General features: G+C 71.6%; 15 protein-coding genes. 6 read left to right on the plus strand and 9 right to left on the minus strand.

What is annotated here, in order from left to right; translation table 11 throughout:
- Positions 1-1,244 precede the first annotated feature (1,244 nt).
- On the plus strand, positions 1,245-1,739 hold the full coding sequence (locus tag UK82_RS32730) for a hypothetical protein (RefSeq protein ID WP_152989882.1): 495 nt from the start codon (positions 1,245-1,247) through the stop codon (positions 1,737-1,739).
- Between the two features lie 699 nt (positions 1,740-2,438).
- Here UK82_RS32730 and UK82_RS12880 read toward each other — a convergent pair.
- Both UK82_RS12880 and UK82_RS12885 read right to left on the minus strand, forming a co-directional pair.
- Complete coding sequence (locus tag UK82_RS12880) at positions 2,439-2,732, minus strand: hypothetical protein (RefSeq protein WP_055407358.1); 294 nt, start codon at positions 2,730-2,732, stop codon at positions 2,439-2,441.
- Positions 2,733-2,734: 2 nt separating this feature from the next.
- Positions 2,735-3,853: a MarR family transcriptional regulator gene (locus UK82_RS12885; RefSeq protein WP_055407359.1), complete on the minus strand. Its 1,119-nt coding sequence runs from the start codon at positions 3,851-3,853 to the stop codon at positions 2,735-2,737.
- Positions 3,854-4,388: 535 nt separating this feature from the next.
- Between UK82_RS12885 and UK82_RS37525 the strand changes: the two genes are divergently transcribed.
- From UK82_RS37525 to UK82_RS34350, 5 genes are all read left to right on the plus strand, one after another.
- Positions 4,389-4,622, plus strand: a complete 234-nt coding sequence (locus UK82_RS37525) for a hypothetical protein (RefSeq protein ID WP_236705869.1) — start codon at positions 4,389-4,391, stop codon at positions 4,620-4,622.
- 60 nt (positions 4,623-4,682) lie between these two features.
- Positions 4,683-5,180: a DUF3846 domain-containing protein gene (locus UK82_RS31355; protein WP_083507169.1), complete on the plus strand. Its 498-nt coding sequence runs from the start codon at positions 4,683-4,685 to the stop codon at positions 5,178-5,180.
- Between the two features lie 120 nt (positions 5,181-5,300).
- A complete protein-coding gene (locus tag UK82_RS12900; RefSeq protein WP_055407365.1) occupies positions 5,301-6,158 on the plus strand; it encodes a DNA-processing protein DprA in 858 nt (285 codons plus the stop codon).
- The gene (locus UK82_RS12905; protein WP_055407367.1) at positions 6,155-6,952 is read left to right on the plus strand and encodes a hypothetical protein; all 798 of its coding nucleotides are present in this window, start codon (positions 6,155-6,157) and stop codon (positions 6,950-6,952) included. Before UK82_RS12900 ends, UK82_RS12905 begins: the two co-directional genes overlap by 4 nt.
- 161 nt (positions 6,953-7,113) lie before the next feature.
- Entirely contained in the window at positions 7,114-7,560 is a 447-nt protein-coding gene (locus tag UK82_RS34350; protein WP_201784185.1) for a hypothetical protein, read from the plus strand.
- Between the two features lie 483 nt (positions 7,561-8,043).
- On the opposite strand, the gene UK82_RS12915 is transcribed toward UK82_RS34350, so the two are convergent.
- From UK82_RS12915 to UK82_RS12950, 7 genes are all read right to left on the minus strand, one after another.
- The coding region (locus UK82_RS12915) for a hypothetical protein (RefSeq protein ID WP_236705870.1) at positions 8,044-8,484 on the minus strand (441 nt) is incomplete at its 5' end.
- Between the two features lie 398 nt (positions 8,485-8,882).
- Positions 8,883-9,338 (minus strand): hypothetical protein, encoded by a 456-nt coding sequence (locus UK82_RS12920; RefSeq protein WP_152989884.1) that lies wholly within the window; start codon positions 9,336-9,338, stop codon positions 8,883-8,885.
- A 381-nt stretch (positions 9,339-9,719) separates the two neighbouring features.
- Positions 9,720-10,388 (minus strand): hypothetical protein, encoded by a 669-nt coding sequence (locus UK82_RS12925; RefSeq protein WP_055407370.1) that lies wholly within the window; start codon positions 10,386-10,388, stop codon positions 9,720-9,722.
- Between the two features lie 346 nt (positions 10,389-10,734).
- Positions 10,735-11,046, minus strand: a complete 312-nt coding sequence (locus tag UK82_RS12930; RefSeq protein WP_055407371.1) for a hypothetical protein — start codon at positions 11,044-11,046, stop codon at positions 10,735-10,737.
- A 194-nt stretch (positions 11,047-11,240) separates the two neighbouring features.
- Positions 11,241-11,894, minus strand: a complete 654-nt coding sequence (locus UK82_RS12935; RefSeq protein WP_055407372.1) for a hypothetical protein — start codon at positions 11,892-11,894, stop codon at positions 11,241-11,243.
- A gap of 555 nt (positions 11,895-12,449) precedes the next feature.
- Complete coding sequence (locus tag UK82_RS12945) at positions 12,450-14,261, minus strand: VWA domain-containing protein (RefSeq protein ID WP_055407376.1); 1,812 nt, start codon at positions 14,259-14,261, stop codon at positions 12,450-12,452.
- An 86-nt stretch (positions 14,262-14,347) separates the two neighbouring features.
- Complete coding sequence (locus UK82_RS12950; protein WP_083507172.1) at positions 14,348-15,688, minus strand: AAA family ATPase; 1,341 nt, start codon at positions 15,686-15,688, stop codon at positions 14,348-14,350.
- Positions 15,689-15,759 lie beyond the last annotated feature (71 nt).

Below are 15,759 nucleotides of genomic sequence, written 5' to 3' on the forward strand. Positions count from 1 at the left end.
CTTGGTGTTGTCGAGGTCGGTGAGGAACAGCAGCGCGGGGAACGGCTCGTCGGGAAGGGCGGCGCGTAGTCCTGGAAGATCGGTGGGGGCCAGTCCGACGGTGGCGGCCAGGGNAGCGCGGTGGCGGAGTTCTGCGGCCAGGTGCCGTAGCGCGACGGTGGTTGTCGGGGCTACCAGGAGTCCGAGGCTGGCGGGGTCGGCGAGTCCGAGGTTCTGCGCGTGGCCGGCGGTGATGACGAGCTGGCAGGGGCCGTTGCCGAGGTTTGGGCGTGCCAGCAGCACCTGGGCGAGCAGCGCCCGGATCACCCCGTCGCGTCCTGGCCCACTGATCTCCCAGACGGGCCGTGTCAGCAGGTCCACTGTCACCGTGCCCGCCGGCCCGACTCCTGCTGCGACCCGTAGTCCCCCGCTGCGCGGCGGTGTGGTGCCTTTCGCCGACCGGTCGGGGTTGCGGAGGACAGCGGCCAGAGCGCCGGGCAAGAACCCGCCGTCGCCCACGGCGACGGCCGCCTCCCGGCGCGGGTGGTGGTGCAGGCCCGGATGCCGGCCCGGATGGGTCACCGTGGATCCCAAGGGAAGGACACGAGGGGGGACGAACCGCTCCGAGCGTCGGGCGACGGCTCCCGAGGTTCGGACGGCGGGCTGCGTGCAGGCGTGGACGGCGTCTTCTGGGATTCGCCGGGACCTGGTGACCTGGACCGGGAGCGTGAACACGGTGAGTTCTCGGCCCGTCCTGCGCCGTGGGGCCGTCCCCGCACGGGGCGCGAGCGACAACGGGAGAGCGCCGTTGGCGACGGGGCCGAGGTGTCGTACCGCGAACGCCGCGGCCAGTCCGACGCCGATGGCTGCCCACACGCCCCACCCGGTGGCCGCGGCAACGCCACGCAGACCGTCCGCGTGCAGATGCCACGGCCAGCCGGCAGCGACAACAAGCCCGGCCAGCGCCGCGACGAGCAACATCCCCCACCACGGCCACCACTGTCCGCGCACGATCGTTACTCCCTGCCCTGGAGTCAACACGGCACAGAGCAGAGTAGCTGACGAAACCTGTCGCAAACCGCCTCAAACAAACTTTAACGCGCTTTGGGATCTTAAACGGCCAATATCATCACCGAAACAGCGAGAAAGGATCTTTCCGTGGGTGGCGCGCCCACGTAGGCCCGATACTTCGGGTGAGCAAGTCGCGGGCGGCGGGTCGCGCCGGGCCAGGGACTCGCCAAAGGTCCCGCTACAGGAGGTGGGCGATGCCAGGTGCGCCGCGGGATCGGGCGAGCAGAGCCATCACCACGACCACCGCCGCGCCGACGCACCGCGACGCCGATCGGTTCCCGCCGCCCTGGCCACGTTCACCCGCGTGGTGCCAGCCCGGCGAGGACGTGTATGCGGCCGCACCCTGCCAGGTCTGGGTATGGCGGCGCGCACGTCGCCGACGTTCCGCGGGCGTGCTCGCCGGCGGCTGGGTGAACCACGGCCGCGGGATCCTCTATCTGACCAGTGCCCGTCTCACCATCGACCTCGGCGAGACAACGGGCTGGTGTGCCATGCCGCTGCGCTGGATCAGCCGAACCACGAGCGTCCCGCCATGGCTGACGGTGCAACCGACGATCGGCGACCCGCTACGAATCCACCTCGACCAGCCGAAGCGGTATCACACGATGATCAGCATGCTGATCGTGTCACGTCCACACGCGCCGCTACCTCCCCCTCGGCCTGCTCACCGGGATCGGCTGCATCGTTGACTGCTCGTCGCCGATCTCGCCTCACCCGATCCAGGACCGTAGGCGTGGTGATCGGGCATGGCGGACGGAGACGACGGGGTGCATGCAGGCGGGGGACGGAAGGCGCGACGGCAGCCAACCTTGCCGCCGCAACTGGCACGCTGGGACCGTCGGCCAACCGAGCGACGCCCCGACATGGTGGTAGAGATCAACGGGACTGTCGCGATCCCCCGCGGGGCACGCTGGCCGGTGGATCCTGGTCGCAGGTGAGGCCGACGTGAGACGGCCCTTCGGGTGGGGATGGTTCGGACCTCGGTTGTCGCGGCGGAGCCGCTGATCTCGTGGAGGGGAACCCCGATGGGGTGCACGCACGTCGCTCGCGAAGTTGTCGATGTGTTCCGGTTCCGATCGCGGCCGGTACGCCGCGGCATGTGGGTGCTGGCTGCCGTCGAGCTGGTCGGCTTCCTGGCGGCGGCTGTTCTCGCCGCTCTGCCTGGCCGGATTCATCCGGTAGGTGCTGCCGCCGGGGGATGCTCCTCACCGTGCAGGTGCTGTCCATCATCGCAGCCGGATGCGCCACGGTGTTCCGCGACTTCTGATCCGGCCGTACGGGCGTGGATCTGATGCCCGGACGTTGCCTGCGCTGCCGGACGGCAGCGCAGGCAGGGTGTGGTGGTCACGGGCGGGCCCGTGACCACCACACCCTTGTGTGGTCGGCGGTCAGTCGGGTGGGGTTTCCTCGTCGGGGTCGGGAGCGACCTCGCGCGCCCTGGGGGCGAGTTCGACGTGGAGGCTGGCGAGGTGGATGCGGCCGGCCAGGTTCTGTAGGGCTCCCGCGAGCTGCAACGCCTCGTAGGCGGTGAGGTGGCTGACGGCGACCTGTCCGGTCGAGCGGGCGTTCAGCCGTAGCACGATTCTCGGGGTGGGGTCGGTGTCGGCGCGGACGAGGATCTCGCTGCCGTCGAGGTCGGTGGTCAGGACGGCGGTGTCGGTGTGCGGGTATTGCAGGGGCATGATCATGTCACCTTGTCTGCGGCGGGGGCGGTCTGGTAGCGGGCCGGCCGGCCGCCGGGGTTGACCGCGCTCACCTGCCCGTTGTCCACGAGCTTGGGCAGGGCAGCGGCCACCGCCCCGCTGGACCGGCCGCCCAGTTCACGGGCGATCTCGCCGGCGGTCAGCTGTGCCTGCGGGTTCTTCTGGAGAAGCTCGGCGATCTGCCGGCCCAGCTCGCCCGGGGCGAGGCGGGCGGAACCATCGCTGTTGACCTTCGGTGTCGTTGTTGCCGTCGGACGGGCACGGCGTCGGGGAGCGGACGTGGACGGCGCGGGCATGCCCGTCCGGGCGGGGCAGGCCGCCAGCGGGCACGTCAGCGCCGCGCACACCGCAGCGCCGCCGCCCGTGCTGCCCGCGGTTTCGTCGGGCTGACCGGACGCGTCGGGTTCGCCGTCAGGGTGGTCCTCGCCGTCAACGTTCATCTCGGGTGTGGCCTCGGCGTTCACCGCTGCGTCGGCGTCACGGTCGTTCGTAGGGGCGGGCTCGGGACGCTCGACGTCGGGCTGCGTGCCGGTATCCGGCTCGCAGTCGATGTCGCTGGTGGAGTCGCCTTGGCCATGGGGAGTCGCGTCAGGGTCCGCGCTGGGCGCCGTGGCCCCGTCCGCGTCGGACTCCGCCGGCCCTGCCGGGTCGGCCTCGTCCGGCCCGGGAGTCTGGGCGTCGTCGGCTGCGGGCGGGCCGCAGGCGCTGGCCGGTTCGCTGGTGTCCGTGTTCGCAACGGCGTCGTTCTCGCACGGCGATGCGTCGGTGTCGGACGTGGCCGCGTCCGGGCCGAGTGGCGCGTCCGTACTGGTGTCGTGGGGGATGGTGTCGTCGGGGATGTGGGCCGGGTCGGTGTCCGCGGTGGGTACCAGCTCCCACAGGACCGGCCGGCGTCCGGCCCGGCCCGGGGCCACGTCGACGTTCCCCTTGCGGATCTTTCCGTCCCCGCAGAGTTCGTCCAGAAGGCGGCCGAGGCTTGTTTTCGCGATGGTGGTGCGTTCGGTCAGCTGTGTGGCGGTGAGCGGGCCGGCGGTGAGTGCGGCCAGGATCCGTGTTTTCTCGGGTGTTGCCGCGGGCGGGATTTCGCGGTCGGGTTCCATGGGTATTCCCCTCGTGGACGGGATTTTCCGGGTGCATTTCAGGGGTAACTCCTGATAGGTGTGCGCAGCCAGCAATCTGGGTAGTGACATGAATCACTGCACCTGTTTTCATGACTGTTTTCCGTTTCGGCTTGCTGTCCCGGATTCGATCACGTTACGGTCCGTGGTGCCCGCCATCCGCCGGGCATCCGGGAAACCGTCGGCGACCCGCCGCACGGAAAACCCTCACCCCGCCTTTTTGTGGCCGCCTTCTTTCTGGAGTCTCTATGAGCACATCGCTGACCGGCGTGCTGCTGCCCGCAGACCTCGACCGACCCCCTGAGGCCGTGACGTTCCACGCCGACGATCTTTCGTTCTATCGCGGGATTGTCGGTGGGAACATCGAGCCTGTCCATCTCCTCGCACCGGCCGGGACGATGTACGTGAACGAGGACGGGATCGACCTGCGGCTACCCCTCAATCAGCGTGCGACGCTGCTCACCGCGGCGGCGAATCCCGCCTGGCGGGTGGTGTGCTGCTCGGGAACGCACTGGTCGTGGGCGCAGTGGACACCGATGGCTGGGACACCTCGGCGCCGGTGGACTACACGCAGGTTCTGCTCGCCGGGACCGGCTGCCGGTTTCACGTCGAGTTCCAGGCCCCGTCAGGTGGGCGACGCAGGCTCCTGTCCGGTGTGGAGTGGGCAGAGGTGTTCACCGCCTACACCGAGGGTCTCCAGCTTGTTGAAGCCTTTCCAGGGGTGGAGGTACGGGTCGTTCCCGTCCCCTGACCGACCACCACATCAAGACCCCCTTTCCGTCTTACGGTTCCGTCTTCTTCTGGAGTCCTCATGAGTGCGCTGATAGCCGGTGTTCTGCTGCCATCAGAAGCCGGCCGCCCCCTGGAAGCCGTCACGTTCCAGGCCGATGATCTCTCATTTCTTCGACAGACGGTGGGAGGCGACGTTCAGACAGTTGATCTTCTCCGGCCTGCTGCTGCGCTGTATGTGCGCGAGGACGCTGACCGGTTGGGGGCGCCGGTGAACCGGCGCGCAACCCTGCTCCGGAGGGCGGCAAATCCGGGCAGGCGCGGTGAGTACATCTGCGGGGATGCGATTCTCGTGGGACCGTCCGAGGAGAACGGCAGGATCACCTCGGTGCCCGCGGACTACAGCGATGTTCTGCTCGCCGAGAACAGCCGTTTCCGGGTGGAGTTCCAGCCGCCGGAAGGCGGACGGCACCTGCCGCTGCCATGGCCGATCTGGCCGGAGGTGTTCCTCGCCTACGCCGAGGGGCTGCGGATCGGCCGGGCTCTGCCCCGGCAGGCGGTCCGCGTCATCCCCGCCTGACCCCGCCCGCGCTGGGCCCGCACCCCGGCGGGTGTGGATCGGCCGTCGACGCACGGCGCCGGTCGCCTCGCCCCCACCCCGCTTTCCGTTTTTGTCGTCACCCTCCCTTAAGGAGCTGTCATGGACCTCGACGAACGGTCCGCCCGCATCGGCCTGGCCTGCGCGGCCAGCCGCGATGCCTCCCTCTCCTCGCCCGCGGCGCAGCCACCCGCGACAGACCTGTGGGAGCAGGTCACCGCCACCTACCCGACGATCGACCCGGCCGGGGTGGAGGCCGCCGCGGCGGGGGCCGGCTGGCGGATCGTGACGCCCGGGGACCGCGAATGGCCTGCGACGCCGCACGGCACGTCGGACGGCGGGGACACCCCGTGGGCATTGTGGGTGTACGGCGACGCCGACCTGTGGAAGCTCACCTGCCGCTCGGTCGCCGTCCTGGGCACCCGCAACCCCTCCTCCTACGGCGCGCAGGTCAGCGCGCTGCTCGGCCGTGAGCTGTCCACGGCGGGCTGGTCCGTCGTCGCGGCCTGCGCGCTCGGCTGCGACGAGCAGGCCCTCACCGCCGCGTATCGCATGGACACTCCGCCGATCGGCGTCTACGCCGCCGGGCGGGACCTTCGCGCCTTCCAAGCCCGTGGGCACGCCCTGGGCATGCACGGGCTGCTCGTCTCCGACGTCCCACCCGACGCTCCCAGCCGCCGGGACCGGTTCCTCGCCCGCCATGACCTGCTCGCGTTCCTGACCGCCGGTGTCGTCGTCGTCGAGACCACCTGGCGGGGACTCGCCCTCGTCAGCGTCGCCGCCGCACGCCACCGCGGCCGGCCCGTCATGGCCGTCCCCGGCCCTGTCACCGACTCCCGTAGCGCCGTCGGCCATCACCTCATCCGCAACCACGCCGCTGTGCTCGTCGAGTCCGCGGAGCAGATCACCGCGACCCTTGTCCACGCCGCGCGCACCCCGACCACCGGGGATCCGCGGTGAAAGTCGGACTGACCGACCAGCCGCGCCTCCGCGACGCGTTCCGGGAGGCGGGCATCGGACCGTGGCACGAGGACCTGCAGCTGACCGCCGGGGACATCCTGTTTCTCGGTACCGACATCGCCCCGCGGATCCTCGGCCACATCCGCGGACTCCTCCTCGTTCCCGACGTCGACATCATCCTGGTCACCGACGCGGCCCGCCGGCCCGCCGAAGCCGCCGGTCTGCCCTACCCGCTGCTGCGTCTGCCTACCGACCGTGCCGAACTCACCCGGCTGCGCACCGTCCTGCACGCCACCACCCTCACCCCCACCACCGATCAGCTCACCCTGATCACCGCACGCCTCGAGGTCCGCCACGGCGACCCCGCCCTCATCACTCCCGGGCGGGAATGGGCACGGCGCGACCTGGTGCGCGCCGGCATCCTCAACGCCGGCCTGCCCTGGCCCGACGCCGCGATGACCCTCACCTGGCAGCCGCTGCGCACCACCGGCCACCGCTCTCCCCTACCTGTCACACCCGGCGCCGAGGCCGACCTCGCGCTCGCCGCTGTCCTGCTCGCCGCCGCGGACGGCGTCTCCCAGGCGGCTCTGCAACGCGTCGTGTTCGTCGGCAGGGTCGCACCCGATGGGCAGGTCCACCCCGTCCCGACTTTGCCGCCGTTTCTTCCCACGGTCCGGGAGGCGGGCTTCCGCCACCTCGCCACCCCCGCCGGCACCTCTCTCGTACCGGTCCCCGCCGGTCTCACCGTCTACCCCGTCACCCGCCTGCAGGACCTGACCTCCCTGGACCCCTGAACGCCCCGGTCGCCGGGGCCGGACGACCTCTCCGGCCCCGGCCTGCCTGCCACCGCCGTCCGCGAGCCGTACCCCACGGCGCCCTCACACGGACGGCCCCGCCACACCACCACCCGACCTGCCCTGCGCGGACCATCCCCGATCTCGGTAGAGGAGCAGCCATGACAGACCCATCCCACCCACAGCCAGACGATCAGCACGGGTCGGCGGGCACAACCGGCCCCGCCCAGCCCCGCGGCGAGGCGAACCCGTCGCAGAGCCTGAGCCTTCTGGAACGGCTGGCGCCGATCCTGTCCACCCGTATCGCCCAGGAGATGCCCGAGGTCGACCCGGCCGTGATCGAGCAGGTCGCCGGCCGGGTCCTGGGCCTGCTGGCCGGCTCGGCCAGGGTGAACCAAACCCGGCCACTTGCGGACGCCACCCTCTGGTTTCTCACCCACGTCCTCGAAGATCCCGAACGTCACCGGGCGGCCCTGGCGGCCGTCCGATGGGAACTCCCCGGTCTCACGATCGAAGACTTCGCCCGCGACGCCGCGTTCGTCCGCACACCAGGCCACGAGGACGAACCCCCGGGCGATCACCCTGCGCATCGAGGCCCGCGACAGTGACCGCGGCAGCCTCCGTATCCCCGATGATGCATCGGCCGGCCGCAGCGACCCGCTCCTCGACGAGTTGCGCGTCGCCTTTGAGTACACCGGCCTGCCCTGGCCCCACGCCGCCGCGCTGACGGTCCGCTGGGCACCCGCCTACCACCCACCCCGGACAGCGAGGCGTCCCTCGCCGCCGCCGCCCTGCTCGCGGCCACCGGCACGATCCCGCCGGCCGCGCTACGCCGCGACGCGTTCGTCGGCGACGTCGCGCCGGAACGGGCACCTGCGGCCGCTGCAGTCCATGCCCGCCGCGTGGGCAGCCGCCCACGCGGCCGGGATACCGGCATCTCGTCGCTCCCGCCGCACACGCCGCCGCGTCGTCCACCCGATCGCCACCGTGGCCGACCTCGTGCCCCTCCTACGCTCCTGACCGTCCGCCCCCGCACACCCTGATGCCCCCGGCGCTGCCGGGGGCATCAGGGGCTTCTGCTCGTACGCCGGTCAGGGGATGAGGCACACCCGGACCGCATAGAGCGGATAGCCGCGCGCGAGACGCAGACCGTCGTCGTAGGCGACGAAAGCGTCGGTCCACGCCAGCGGCAGCAAGGGCACTTCCGGCTCCCCGGGCGGGGCGCAGAGCTCGACCCCGAACCTGCTGCCAGCGGAGGCGAGCAGCACCTGTGCGTAGGCGGGGTCGGCGGAGGTTTCCACACCGCCGCGTGCGGCGCCGACGAGCACCGCGTCTCCGACGATCGTCCCGCCGCGCCACACCGGGTTCGCCGCCGCCGCCAGCAACGTCGCTCTCGGATTGGCGTGGAGGCCGAAACGCATGCCCCAGGCGTTCACATACAGCGTGCCAGCCGGCTGGAGCAGAATTACCCGCTCGGCCGGCCCGCCGACGTCCTCCCAAAGATACGGAAGGCTGCCGACGTCAAGGCGGGGNTCGGTGACCGGACGGTGTGTTTCCACCGGAATCAGAACCGCGGTCAGAACAGTACTCACAGGCAACTCCAAAAGAGTGCGGCATCCAGGTACGGGGACGGAAAAGACATGCAGGGCCACCGGCGTCTGGTTCGTTTTCCCCGGCCCGTGTGCGTACCCGGACGGGTGGGCCGGCAGACCGGCCGGCCCGCCGTGACGGGAACCGGGGCAGCCCGGTACGGCGGGCACGGCGACGCGGGAACCGGAGGGCCCCGCGGACGGGAGCATGCGCGCCGTGACGGCGGCCGGCCCCGGTCGGACACCGCGCCCCTGCGGCGCAACCCCGGTGCGGGGCTTGGCCGACGGGGCGCGGTACGGGTATGCGGGCGGCGGCGGGGGATCCGCCGTCCGTCAGGGGATCAGCGGCGCGTGTCCGCGATCTCGGCGGACCAGGGGAACCCGAGGAGGAGCGGAACGCCGTCGGGGACGTGGACCGGGTCACTGACGAAGTAGTCGCCACGCCAGGACTGGATGCATGCGGGGCAGATGGTCTCGAGGTGGGGACCCTCGTAGGGAGTGTCCGTGGGCCATCCGGGTGGCGCGGTCTCAGGGCAGCCGTCGGGGAAGTAGGGAGTCACCTGGGCGGCGGCGTGCGTGTCCGGCACGAGGTAGTCCTCACGGCTGTTGTAGGTGATCAGTACCCGGTGCTCGAGGGATGCGGCCCCGGCCGGCGGGGACTCGGGATCGGTGGGGGTGACCTCGACGGTGGGAACGGTCACCGATCCGGGCACGGCGGGCCGGGCGAGGTCCGCTGAAGCACTCTCGCGGCCCGCGTCGCCGATCGAAGGAACGGCGGGAACAGCAATCGATGGCATCACGGAATAGCTCCTTCTGAAACATGTAGGGGCGGGTATGGCCGGACGTTCCCCTCGGCGCGGTCCAGCGTGACATCACGTCATCCCGCTAGCCGGAACTCAATCTCGCGACCATTCCGTTTTTCCGTCGGAACGCGACGTGCCCGGGAATGATTCGCGGCGTTGCGCCGATTTCCATCGGGTGCGAACAACGTAACTCGATCATCGATGGCCGTACAATGCATCCGACCGATTCTCAATGTGATCTGTCGCACGCCACGGAAAGAAATATCGAGCGTCTATTTCTTTTGTTTCCGCGGTGTGGAGAGGGCGGAGTGGCGCGGAAACTCTGCTCGGGGTGGGGCGGGCCGTGGTGGGCCACGCAGGCCCGGTGCGGGATGGCTACGGGGCGGGCGGTGGCGGCGTGCTGTCGACAGGCGTGACGCGGGCCGTCACGCGGCTTCTGCGGCTGCTCCTTCGCGTGGCGCCCGCCAGGTCGCAGGTGGCCTGGTAGGCGGCGACCAGCCCGGTGTAGCGATCCCCGAGGCTGATCCAGCCCAGAGTGCTTTCTCGTTTGACCTGGACGCGGTAGCGGGAGGCGTCGAGCAGGCGGGCGTAGACGTCGGGCACGTCGGTCACCTCGATGTCGTCGAGGCCGTGGACGGTGAGGCCGGTGATGACGACGTCGCCGTGGATCGGCTGGTCGTCGCGGAACCATCGGGGATGGAAGGCCGCGAGCGCGGTGGCGCGGTCGTTGCGTGGCGTGTGCTCGGGCAGGGGCGGGTCGCCCATCCACATCACGGCACCGGCCCGTCCGAGGTCGACGGGTTCGATGCCGCCGCCGGAGAGGGCCCTGAGCGCCGTGTCGTCTGCGGGGTCCACCTCGAGGAGACGGTGCGGACGGGCGGGGTCGGCAGGAACCGCGAGGACAGTGATCGTCGTGGGCGTGGGCTGCGGGGCTGCGTCGTGGGCGGCGCTCGCGTCGAGGTCGGCGGGAACGATGCGGGCGTGGGAGTCGGCGTCGGCGAGATGGCCGCCAGACGTGGGTGCGGTGTCGCGATCGGAGATCATGGCAGTGCTCCTGTGCGGGAACGTGGTGGCTGTGCCCGGTGTGGGGGAAGGGCGGGGCCGGTGGGTGGTGCCGGTCCGCCCGGGGCGGCGCTCGGCGGGCTGACCGGCACGTGGGGGTGAGGGGAGGCCAGGCCCCGGGGTGTCGTGGGCGGGCTGTGACCGCCTCCGGGGCGGCTCGGCGGTCATAGTCCGGGGGCCTTCGTCCGTGGCTGGGGCGGGCAGCGTCCGAGCGGGTGTCGGGTCTGGATCTTCGGCGTGGGCCGGGCGCCGGTCGACGTAGCCCGGCCGGATGGCGGGTGGGGGCGGTCATGGGTGGGCCGTGGCCGCCCCCGTGGCGGATCGGTGGTCAGTCGTCGGGGGCGGTGTCGTCGTTCTCGTACACCGCCACCCAGGTGAAGCGCAGGGCTGGTGGGGTGCCGGCGGGGACCGTCGCAGGGTCCGACACGAGGTTGTCGATTGACCAGGAGGCGGTGCACGCGGGGCACACCGTGTCGGTGTGCGGCGCGTAGGGCGCGTTTAGCGGCAGACCGGCCGGCCTGGTCGGCGGGCAACCGTCCGGGAAGTAGAGGGCCATCTGGGTCGAGGCGAGTTCGGCGGGGCGTGCGGGATTGTCCGCGTCCCGCATGATGATCAGGACGCGTTGCTGGAGGTCGGACATGGCGGGGGCTCCTCGCGGTAGTGGGCCGGGCGATGGGGGCGGCCAAGCCGCCGGCCTGGTGAAGGTCGGGCGGAGAAGGGGAGCGCGGGTTGCGGATGAAGGCGAGGGTGCCGTTGGGCATGCGGGCGGCGAGGATCGCTCCGCCGCGCAGCGCGTCGATCAGGCCCAGGTCGGAGTGCTGCCCGTGGACCTGATCACCGGTGGTGATCAGGTCCACGGCGTTGTCCGCGGTCAAAAATCGTCCGCCGGGCGGGGCGGGCGGGAAGCACGGGGACGGTCGGGGCCGAGATGTCGCAGGCGGGGTGGCCGCCTGCGGTGAGAGCGGCGTGGAGGAGGGGCAGGTCGATGCGGGGGCCGGCGAAGACGTGGAAGGGACGGCCGGTGTCGGGATCGCGCAGGTAGAGCTCCACGCCGTGGACGTCGAGGATCACCCGGGTGCCGGCGGCCGGATGGTCGGCGACGAAGGGGCGGTCGAAGCCGGGGAGGGGAAGCCAGCCTGCGCGGGTGAACCCGGCGGCGTGCAGCAGGCGAAGCAGGTCGGAGCGGCCGCCTGCGGTGTCACGGACATCGGGCGCAGTGGGGGCCGCGCCGAGAAAGTAGATCATCGGCTGGTTGGCGGGGGCGGGGAAGGGGTCGGAGATGTGGGCGTGGAGGCGGGCGGTGGGTAGGCAGCCGGGGCAGACGGTGTCTTGGTGGGGGTGGGTGTAGCGGCCGTCGGAGGCAGGCCAGTCCGGGATCTGCTCGGGGCAGCCGTCGGCGAAGTAGGGCACGGCGAAGTCGGCGGGGGCGGGCAGGTGTCCGGGCTGGTCGTGGAGGCGGACGGTGACGCGGTGCGTGACCGGGTCCATGGCGGTCTCCTCTTCGGGGTGTCGACGATCGGGCCGGGTGCGGTCGAGATGCTGGGTCGGGACGGGCCCGGAGGCGACCGGCCCACTCGCGGGAAGGGCCGGTTGGCTCACGGCGTGGGCAGGGCCTGCGTGACGGCGGCCCATGCTTCGAGGCGGGCCTGGTAGTCGGTGATCTGCAGGGCCAGCCTCGTGACGGTGTCCGGATGTGGCCGCTCGGCCCGGATGGACTCGCCCGCGCGGACCTTCTTGGCCAGCGCGAGCATCTGCGCGGCGACCTGCTCGAGGTGGTGTGCCANCTGGGAGGCGGTGGTCTCGGCTGCGACCCCCACGGTGGCGACCAGGTCCTTGAGGGCCTCGGGCGCCCGGTCGTGTGTCTGCGCGACGGCGATGCCGGTCGGGGGGGTCGGGGTTGCGGTAGGGACGGTGGGTTGGCCGGTCATGGTCGGCTCCTCGAGGTCGGTGGCGCTGTCGGGTGGGGCTGTCCGGCGGTGGCGTGGAGCCTGGTCGGGTGGTGGGGTCGGGGCGACGGGTGCGGGCCCGCCGCCCCGGGGGTGGTCAGGGGTGGGTGAGGGTGCGGGTGATGGCGGTGGCGATCGCGGTGGCGGTGTCGGCGGGGTTGGTCATGGTGACGACTTGGACGCCGCGCATCGGGTCGGGGCTGGGGCCGGGGAGGATCCACAGCAGGTGGCAGCCGGAGGCGGCGAGCCGGTCGAGGCGCTGTTGACCGTCGGTGAGGTTCCTGGCGGTGAATTCGCCGTCGGAGATGACGACGAGCATCCGGGTGGCCTTGGCGGTGGCGAGGTCGAGCGCGCCGGTGAGGGCGTCGACGGCTTTGACGAACCGTTCGGTGCCGTCGAACGCGTAGAACTCGGTGACCTGGGTGGGTGCGGCTCCCGGGTAGATGATCGGCCGGACCTTCTCCCCGAAGATGACGGTGGCGGTGCGGGTGTCGGGGATGTGGGCGGCTGCGGCGGCGGTGATCCACGCGGTGGAGGCGACCGGGGCAGCGAAGGCGCTCATGGAGCCGGAGACGTCGCAGGCGATCCCGAGGTGCAGGGGTGGGTTGGGGACGCGGCGGCGGCGGGTGCGGCTGAACGGTTCGGCGGTGGGCAGCGTTCCGGCGGCACGTTGCGCGTCGGCGGTGAGAGCGCCGCGCATCCGCAGCCGGCCGGGGGGCACCTTTGAGGTGATCGTGGTGGACACCCGGGTGCCCTGAGAGGCGTCGCGCAGCGTGCGGGCGAGGCGACGCGCGGCGGTGTGTTCGTCGTCGGTCGGGGGACGCTTGCCGCGTAGCGCGGTCGGTCCGAAGGTGTCGGGCTCCTCGTCCCGTCCGGCCGCTGCGGTACCACCGCCTTCGCCGAAGACATCCTTCGCGGCGCCTGTGGTGGCCCGTCGGGCGGAGTCCCGCGCGGTGCGACTCGCAGCGAGCGCCGCAGTGCCGGGCAGGCTGGTGGTTGTGGGGGCAGTGCTGCCGGTGACTTCGCGGACGATGCCGGAGATGGCGTCGCTGAGGGGGGACGGCGTTCCGTCCGGCCGGGGCTCCTCGTGCGGAGGCGGGGGCGGGGTGTCGCCGACGACTTCGGCCCACAGCTCACCGAGGATCATCATGGTGTCGGCGTCGTCGTCGGCGACCGTGTGCGCGGTCTCCCAGATCCCGCGGAGCAACGCGAGGGTGTCGGCGCCGAGCACGCCGGCGATGATCGTCTCAAGGTCGGTGGTCTCGTGGAGGTCGAGGACTCCGGTGTCGACGCGGGCGAGCAACAGACCGGCGGCGCGGGCCGCCTCGGACGGGCTCATGCCCACGGCCGGCGGAGCAGTGCTGGCGAAGTCGGGGTTGGCCAGGTCGGGGCCGCCTGGATCGGGTGCGGGGGTGGGGTCGTCCGAGGCGAAGGCGGGCAGCACGATCTGGCTGATCGCGGCACGTAGCCAGTGCAGGTCGGCGGGCCGGCGGGTCAGATGGGCGGCTTCGGCCCGTGACTCCTCGAGGATCTTCGCGGCGTCAGCGGCCGGCGTGGCGTTCTGGCCGGGGGGCGGGGCCCAGACGGTGTGGGTGGCGTGCGCGGCCTCGTGTATAAAGACGCCCCACAGGGCTGGGTAGCGGTCCCGGTCGCTGGGCCGGTCCGGGCTGATCGTGGTGGGGTCGACGCCGTCAGGAAGGTGGACACCGTCGATTTCGATGGTGGCCAGGGCGGGGAAGAACACCCCGGGGGACCCGCGTCCTGCACCGGGTGCGCAGGTCACGATGAGATCTTCACGGCCGGTGAGGGTCGGGGCCTGCGAGGTGAGAGCGGCGGAGACCGCGAGCCACGGGCCGTGGGGGTCGGGGGCGGGGATGGTCGGGTCGGTGTGGACATGGGCGGCGGACATCAGGGCTCCTCGGGGGTGGCGGGGTTCGGTCCGGGCGGTGCTTCGGGCATCGCCCGGACCGAACCTGTGGGGTGGGGGCGCGTGGGTCAGATCTGCTTGCCAAGGGCAAGCGGGCTGACCGGCCAGCCGAAGGCGCTCTTCACCGCGTCAGCGACCACGTCGCGGTCTTCGACCGGGGCGATTCCGAGAAGGTTCGCCGCGGCGGCTTCGGTGCCCAATACGTCGGCGATCTTCTGGAAGGCGATCAGTTCGCGCAGTTGTGGCGCCCAGCCGATCTTTCCGGCGGCCCGCTGCCGGGCGAGGTTACGGGCTACCCGTACCGCCCGGGAGTCGATCTTCAGAGATCGGGCGAGGTCGTAGTCGGAGACGACCTCGACCTGCACGGAGAACCGGGACGACAACGCCTCCGTCAACACCGCCCCGTGCACACCCGGGTTGTGGCCACCGACAATGTAGAACCCGGGCGCGGCGATGATCGTCTCACCTTTGTGGGCCTTCACCGTGATCGCCTTACGGCCGTCCATCGCCGGGTAGACCGCGGCGAGCACCGCCGGACTGATCAAGGTCGTGTCGTCGACGAACAGGACCCTCCCCTCCTGCATGGCGGTGATTAGCGGGCCGTAGACGAACTCGTAACGGCCGTCGGAGGTCTGGGTGTACTCACCGATGAAGTCCGACACCTGGGTGTCGCCGTCACCCGCGACGGTGATCAGGTCGCCGAAGGCGGCCTCGATGAGGCTGGTCTTGCCGGTCCCGGGCGGCCCGTAGAGCAGGACGGGAATCTCCGCGTCGCGCAGGCGGCGCAGCGCCTCGACGTCTTTGAAGTCCGCGAGTTGACGTGGCCGGTACACCTGCCCGGACGGACGGATCACACCCCCGTCCGGCAGGGTCGGGGGGAACTTCGCCGGTGCCGGTGCCGGTGCCGGTGCCGGTGCCGGTGTCGGTGTCGGTGTCGGTACGGCAGGCTTCAGCGCGGCTGGTATTGGGGCCGCCGGTCGCGGCGGGCGGGGGGCGGAGGTGACCACGGCCATCGTGGCGATCGCCTCCCGCGTCGTGGCCGTTGCACGGAACGCCTTCGGCTTCGGGCTGACGAGCTCGGCGTGGCCGAGAGCCTGGAGGTGCTCGCAGGCGTTGAGGACCGCCCCGGAGGACCGCCCCCCGAGCGCGATCCCGATCTCCGTGGGAGTCCATCCGCGCTCGGGGTGGTCGGCGAGGTACTCGGTGACCTGACGGCGCAGCGCACCCGCAGGAAGCCGATCCGCAGGAGTGGGGGCCGGGGGCGTGGTCACGGGTGGCTCCGGCGGGGGTGCAGTGTCGGACAGGCGAATCTCGGGGACCCACGGCGTGGCCGCCGGGGCCGGCGTCAGGGGGGACGGGGGAAGGCCGTCCTGGGCGACGGCCTGCGGCACGGTCAGGGGCGCGGTCATGCGCGGACTCCTCGGCCAAACAGAAAGGGGGGTGTGATACGCACCGTCGGACGCGTTTTCGCGTTTCCGAC

The organism is Frankia sp. ACN1ag (genome assembly GCF_001414035.1).
GTDB classification, from domain to species: Bacteria; Actinomycetota; Actinomycetes; order Frankiales; family Frankiaceae; genus Frankia; species Frankia torreyi.